This is a genomic window from Phenylobacterium sp., assembly GCF_031181185.1.
Lineage (GTDB): Bacteria > Pseudomonadota > Alphaproteobacteria > Caulobacterales > Caulobacteraceae > Phenylobacterium.
In genome coordinates this window covers 1-6068 of sequence record NZ_JAPSKZ010000204.1, presented here as the reverse complement: position 1 = coordinate 6068, position 6068 = coordinate 1, and the positions used below count along the sequence as shown (strand labels likewise).

Genomic DNA, 6068 nt, shown 5'->3' with positions numbered 1-6068 from the left:
GGCCGGCTTCCGGCTGCGCGCCGTCCACGTCCAAGGCGCCTCGAAGATGGCCACGCCTGACATCGTCCGCGCCGCCGCGATCCACAAGGACCAGCCGCTGCTGGGCATGGACCTCGAGGCCCTGCGAGCCCGTGTCGAACAGGTTGGCTGGGTGAAGGAGGCCAAGGTCGTGCGGCTTCTGCCCGACACCCTGGTGATCGCCGTGGAAGAGCGGCGGCAGCTGGCGGTGTGGCAGCACGCCGGGCGCAGCGTCGTGATCGACGACCAGGGCCGGGTGATCCCCGAGGCCGATCCGGGCCGCTTCCCGACCCTGCCGCTGGTGGTCGGCGCCGGCGGCGCCCAGCACGCGGGCGAGATCCTGCCGATCCTCGCGCAGCGGCCCAAGCTGATGCAGCGCATGGAGGCTTTGGTGCGGGTCGATGACCGGCGCTGGGACCTGCGGCTGAAGGACGGCTCGCTGATCCAGCTTCCCGCCGCCGGCGAGGAGGAGGCCCTGGGCCAGCTCGAACAACTCGATCTGCGCTCGCGGATCCTGGAGCTGGGTTTCGAGCGGATCGACCTGCGCAATCCCGATGTCGTGGCCGTCCGGCCGCGCGCCCCTCTGGACCCCACCGCGCCGGGCGGCCTCGCCGCCGCCGGCGTGTAAGGAGAAGAAACGTAACGACGATGCTGAAGACCGCCGCCCGCACCGAAGCCTCCAAGAAGGACGGCCGCGAAGGCCTGAAGGCCGCGCTCGCGCCGCCGAAAGTCATCGCCGCCGTGGACCTGGGCGCCTCGAAGGTGACCTGCTTCATCATGAAGCCGGAAGGCGTGCGCAAGGCCGACCGGACGCTGACTACCTGCGGGGTCGGCTACGTCCAGTCGCGCGGCGTGCGGGGCGGCTCGATCGTTAATCTCGACGAAGCTTCCGAGGCTATCGCCCAGGCGGTGGAGCGGGCCGAGAACGTGGCCGGCGTGAACGTCCAAGGCGTGACGGTTGCGACGGCGGGCGGCCAGCTCAGCTCGTCCCGCGTGGCCGGACGCGTCTCGATCGGCGCGCGGCCTATCAGCGACAACGACCTGGTGCGCGCGATCCAGAACGCCCTGGCCCAGATCAAGCTGCCCGGTCGCCGCGCGGTCCACATCCTTCCGGTCGCCTGGTCCGTGGACGGTCAGGGCGGCGTTCGCGATCCGCGCGCGATGTTCGGCAAGACCCTTGGCGTCGAGCTGCTGGTCGTCTCGGTCGCCGAGACCGTGTTCCAGACGTTGGGCGCCTGCGTCGAGCGCGCCCACCTGCAGCTTGAAGGCGTCGTGGCCGCGCCCTTCGTCTCCGCCCTGGCGGCGCTGGAAGAAGACGAGATGGACTTGGGCTCCGTCTGCATCGACATGGGCGGCGGCTCGACTTCGGCCGCGGTCTTCTCGGGCGGCAGCCTCGTGCACGTGGAGACGGTGCCGGTCGGTGGGCAGCATGTGACCCAGGACATCGCCCGCGGCCTTTCCACCTCCATCGCCGGCGCCGAGCGGATCAAGACCCTGCACGGCTCGGCCATCGCTTCGGCCAACGAGGACCGCGAAATGATCGAGGCGCCGCCGCGTGGCGACGATCCCGGCGCCGGTCCGGTGGTGGCCCCGCGTTCCCTGCTGAAGGGGATCATCGCCCCGCGCGTGGAAGAGACGCTGGAGCTGCTGCGCGACCGCCTGAAGGCCTCGGGCGCTCCGGTGGAGCCGGGCGCGGGCTTGGTGCTGACCGGCGGCGCGAGCCAACTGGCTGGTGTGCGAGAAGTGGCTGTCCGCGTGTTCGATCGACCCGTCCGGCTCGGCCGGCCGCGTCGAGTGCCGCATCTGGCCGACGCCGCCTCGGGCCCGGCGTTCACGGCCGCGGCGGGCATCCTGCACCGGGCCGCCTTCGGTCCGCGCGAAGCGGTCTCGTCGAAGTCCCTGGCCTCGGCCAAACTGCGCCGGGAGCCGCTCGACCCGCGCGCCAACCCGGTCGCCAAGGCCGCGGCCTGGTTGAGGGAAAACCTCTAACGGTTGTTAAGCTCGGGCCATGCTGTCGCAGCCTTGGCGAGGCGTCAGCTGAGTCCTTGAGGGACAAGCGGAATTTTCCCTGTGGCTAAGCTCGCGGGAATCGCGACTCGCGCTATGGCCTTAACCCTCGCTTAAGGATGTCGGTCGCCAAATAAACCCATCCTTAAACAAGGGTGCGTCGGGCGTGCGGGTCGCCGGCGCTCTGACCGCATTTGGGAAGGACGCAGGGTCCATGGCCATCTCTCTTTCAGCGCCGCGCGCCACGGAACTGAAGCCGCGGATCGTCGTCTTCGGCGTCGGCGGCGCCGGCGGCAACGCCGTCAACAACATGATCGAGGCGGGGCTCGAAGGCGTCGAGTTCGTCGTCGCCAACACCGACGCCCAGCAGCTCCAGTTCGCCAAGACCGACCGGCGCATCCAGCTCGGCGTGCAGGTGACGCAAGGCCTGGGCGCCGGCGCGCACCCGGAAGTCGGCATGAGCGCGGCCGAGGAGAGCATTCCCGAGATCGGTGAGCACCTCGACGGCGCCCACATGGTCTTCATCACCGCCGGCATGGGCGGCGGCACCGGCACGGGCGCGGCCCCGATCATCGCCAAGTGCGCCCGCGAGCGCGGCATCCTGACGGTCGGCGTCGTCACCAAGCCCTTCCACTTCGAAGGTCGCCACCGGATGCGCCTGGCCGACGCCGGCATCCAGGAGCTGCAGCGCTACGTCGACACGCTGATCGTCATCCCGAACCAGAACCTGTTCCGTGTCGCCAACGAGCGGACGACCTTCGCCGAAGCCTTCGGCATGGCCGACCAGGTCCTGCACTCGGGCGTGCGCTCGATCACAGACCTGATGGTGCTGCCCGGCCTGATTAACCTCGACTTCGCCGACGTCCGCACGGTCATGACCGAGATGGGCAAGGCGATGATGGGCACCGGCGAGGCGACGGGCGAGGACCGCGCCCTGATGGCCGCCCAGAACGCTATCCAGAACCCGCTGCTGGACGAGGTGTCCCTGAAGGGCGCCAAGGCCGTTCTGGTGAACGTCACCGGCGGCCTCGACATGACCCTGCTGGAAGTCGACGAGGCGGCCAACGCCATCTCGGAACAGGTCGACCCGGAAGCCAACATCATCTTCGGCGCGGCCTTCGATCCGACGCTGGAGGGCAAGGTGCGCGTGTCGGTGGTCGCCACCGGCATGGACGGCGCGTCCATCGCCGCCATCGAGCCGAAGGTCGAGCGTCGCTCGCTCACCGCCGAGCCCCTGCGCGCCACGGTGACGCCGAGAGCCGCCGAGCCCGTGGCCGAGCCGGTCATGGCCGCCGCGCCGGAATCCGTCGCCGAACCGGCCTTCGCGCTCGAGGAGCGTGAGGAAGAGCAGCCCGACATCTTTGGCCTGCCGCTGGCGGCTGAGGCGGAAGCCGCCGCCGAACCCGCGCCGCGCATCTTCGCCGCCGAGGCGCCGCCCGCCCGCGAAGAGGACGAGCCCCTGTTCGCAGAGCCGGCCTACGAGGCGCGCAAGCCGCGCGGCGGGTTCCTGAGCCTGTTCGGCGGCCGTCCGCGCTACGACGCGCCGCAGGCCGCACCGCAACAGCCGGCCCGCATGGACGCCCGTCCGGTCGCTTCGGCCGCGCCGGTCCGCGGCGGCGCCCAGCCGATGGAAGCGCCGCAGATCGAAGAGGACGTCGACACGGCCGAGGACCTGGAGATCCCTTCCTTCCTGCGCCGCCTCGCCAACTAATCGTCGTTCCTTCACACAAACGAGAAAGCAGGGGGCCTCGCCCCCTGCTATTGTTTCCGCCGTCCACCTGAACGGGAGGGCGGATATGAGCTACGCGAAGGTCATCTGGGTCTCGCCGCTGGCTGGCGGCTGGACCGTGCGTTGCGCCGAACTGGAGCCGCTGGTGTTCCGCTCGGGCCGCCGCGCGGAGGAGCAGGCGAGGGCGCTGGCCCGCTGCATGTCCGACCTCGGCCGCCACGCCCAGGTGCGGATCCAGGATCGGGCGATGAACCTAGTGGGCGCCCAGGATTATCCGGCCCGCTGAGCCTCGCCGCGGCGGCGAAACATAGCGAAACAGCAAGTGTTTTGCTGCGCTGCATCGAAGCAGCCTAAGCAGCAGTTGAGGGGCGAAGGCTCGATCCGTCTTGGATCGGACCCTTTTGTGTTTGTGGAAGGTCCACTTTGTCCGCACCCGCGTTCCAGCACACCGTGAAGGCTCCGGCCTTGTTCGCCGGCGTGGGCGTCCACACCGGCGCCTACACGCGGGTGGCGGTGCGGCCAGCGTCGGTCGACGCGGGCGTCGTCTTCGTCCGCACCGACGTGTCGGACCGCGACAACCGCGTGCCCGTTTCCGCCGAGGCCGTCTGCAAGACCCAGCTGGGCACCGTGATCGGTAACGCAGCCGGCGCCACCGTCTCGACGATCGAGCACCTGATGGCCGCTTTCGTGATGCTGGGCGTCGACAACGCCGTCGTCGAGCTGGACGGACCCGAGATGCCGATCATGGACGGCTCCAGCCTGCCGTTCCTGCGCGTGCTGGATCGCGTCGGCCTGCGCGAGCAGCAGGCGCCGCGCCGCTACATCGAAATCCTCCAGCCCGTCGAGGTCGTGGACGGCGACAAGCGCGCCGCGGCGAAGCCCGCGGATGGCTTCCAGGTCGCCTTCGAGATCCGGTTCGACAGCGCCGCCATCGGGACGCAGGCGATCGACCTGGCGATGGACGAGCAGGCCTTCCGCGCGGAACTCGCCGACTGCCGCACCTTCGGCTTCCTGCAGGACGTGGAGGCGCTGCGCGCCATGGGCTTGGCCCGCGGCGGCTCGATGGAGAACGCCGTGGTGATCGACGGCGACCGCGTGCTCAATCCCGAAGGCTTGCGCCGGCCCGACGAGTTCGTGCGGCACAAGGCGCTGGACGCCATCGGCGATCTCTACGTCCTGGGCCTGCCGGTCCTGGGGCGTTTCGAAGGCGTGCTGGCGGGCCACGGCCTGAACAACGCCCTGGTCCGCGCGCTCGCCGCCCGGCCCGACGCCTGGCGCGTCCGCACCTTCGTGGCCGACCTCGCCGAAGCGGTCTAATCGTCTGCGACCCCGCCGCCGTTTGCTCGCCACAGTCGGTGGTGTAGAAGCGACTCTCCGCGTGGGGGCGCGCGCGCTGGTCTTGAGGTGAAGGTGTCTTCGGTTCGAACTTCTACGCGAGTGGTCCTCGTCGCTGCCGCGTGCGCGCTCGCCCTGTCCGCTTGCGCCGGCAACAAGAAGAAACCCCGTCTGGTCTATGAAGAGCGCCCTGTGGAGCTGCTCTACGCGACGGGCGCAAACCGCCTCGACCGCGGCCTGTGGAACCAGGCGATCAACTACTTCCAGGAAGTGGAGCGCCAGCACCCCTATTCGGAGTGGTCGCGCCGAGCGATCCTGATGCAGGCCTACGCCCATTATCAGTCGAACGACTATCCTGAGGCCATTGGCGACGCCGAACGGTTCATCCAGCTGTACCCGGGCAATCCGGCCGCAGCCTACGCGCACTACATCAAGGCCATCTGCTATTTCGAGCAGATCGTCGACGTGGGCCGGGACCAGGCCGCGACCGCCCAGGCGCTCGAGGCCCTGCGCACCGTCGTCCAACGCTATCCGGCGACCGAATATGCGCAAGACGCCCGCCTGAAGATCGACATGGTCAACGACCAGCTGGCCGGCAAGGAAATGACGATCGGGCGCTGGTACCTGCGCAACGGCGATACGCTGGCCGCGGTGAACCGTTTCAAGACCGTCGTCGACCGCTACCAAACCACGACCCACACGCCCGAGGCGCTGTACCGGCTGGTCGAGTCGTACCTGACGCTCGGCCTCATGGACGAGGCGCGGAAGAACGGCGCGGTGCTGGGCTACAACTATCCGGGCGACCCCTGGTATCGCGACGCCTACCGCCTGCTCAGCGACAAGGGCCTGCGCCCCGCGGTCGAGCCGGAGAGCGGCGGCAAGAAGGGTCTGCTGCGCCTGCCGTTCCGCAAGGACAAGCGCGACACCATCAAACCGCCCGCGGCCCCGCCGGCGCCCGCCACCGCCACTGACGCGGCGG

The 6068-nt window shown here is 69.6% G+C and carries 6 protein-coding genes; all 6 read left to right on the top strand.

From position 1 onward, the window contains the following. Nucleotides 1-646, top strand: a 646-nt coding sequence (locus tag RIF93_RS17945; protein WP_309092819.1) for an FtsQ-type POTRA domain-containing protein, incomplete at its 5' end; no start/stop codon positions are given. Between the two features lie 20 nt (nt 647-666). Next, on the top strand, nt 667-2007 hold the full coding sequence (gene ftsA / locus RIF93_RS17940) for a cell division protein FtsA (RefSeq protein WP_309092818.1): 1341 nt from the start codon (nt 667-669) through the stop codon (nt 2005-2007). Between the two features lie 232 nt (nt 2008-2239). Then, nucleotides 2240-3736 carry a cell division protein FtsZ gene (gene ftsZ, locus RIF93_RS17935; RefSeq protein WP_309092817.1) on the top strand — a complete coding sequence of 499 codons (1497 nt, stop codon included), beginning with the start codon at nt 2240-2242 and terminating at the stop codon, nt 3734-3736. An 85-nt stretch (nt 3737-3821) separates the two neighbouring features. After that, nucleotides 3822-4040 (top strand): hypothetical protein, encoded by a 219-nt coding sequence (locus tag RIF93_RS17930; RefSeq protein ID WP_309092816.1) that lies wholly within the window; start codon nt 3822-3824, stop codon nt 4038-4040. A gap of 137 nt (nt 4041-4177) precedes the next feature. Next, nucleotides 4178-5071 (top strand): UDP-3-O-acyl-N-acetylglucosamine deacetylase, encoded by an 894-nt coding sequence (gene lpxC, locus RIF93_RS17925; protein ID WP_309092815.1) that lies wholly within the window; start codon nt 4178-4180, stop codon nt 5069-5071. Nucleotides 5072-5191: 120 nt separating this feature from the next. Next, nucleotides 5192-6068 (top strand): outer membrane protein assembly factor BamD (locus RIF93_RS17920; RefSeq protein WP_375163891.1); only part of this gene is annotated, 877 nt, incomplete at its 3' end.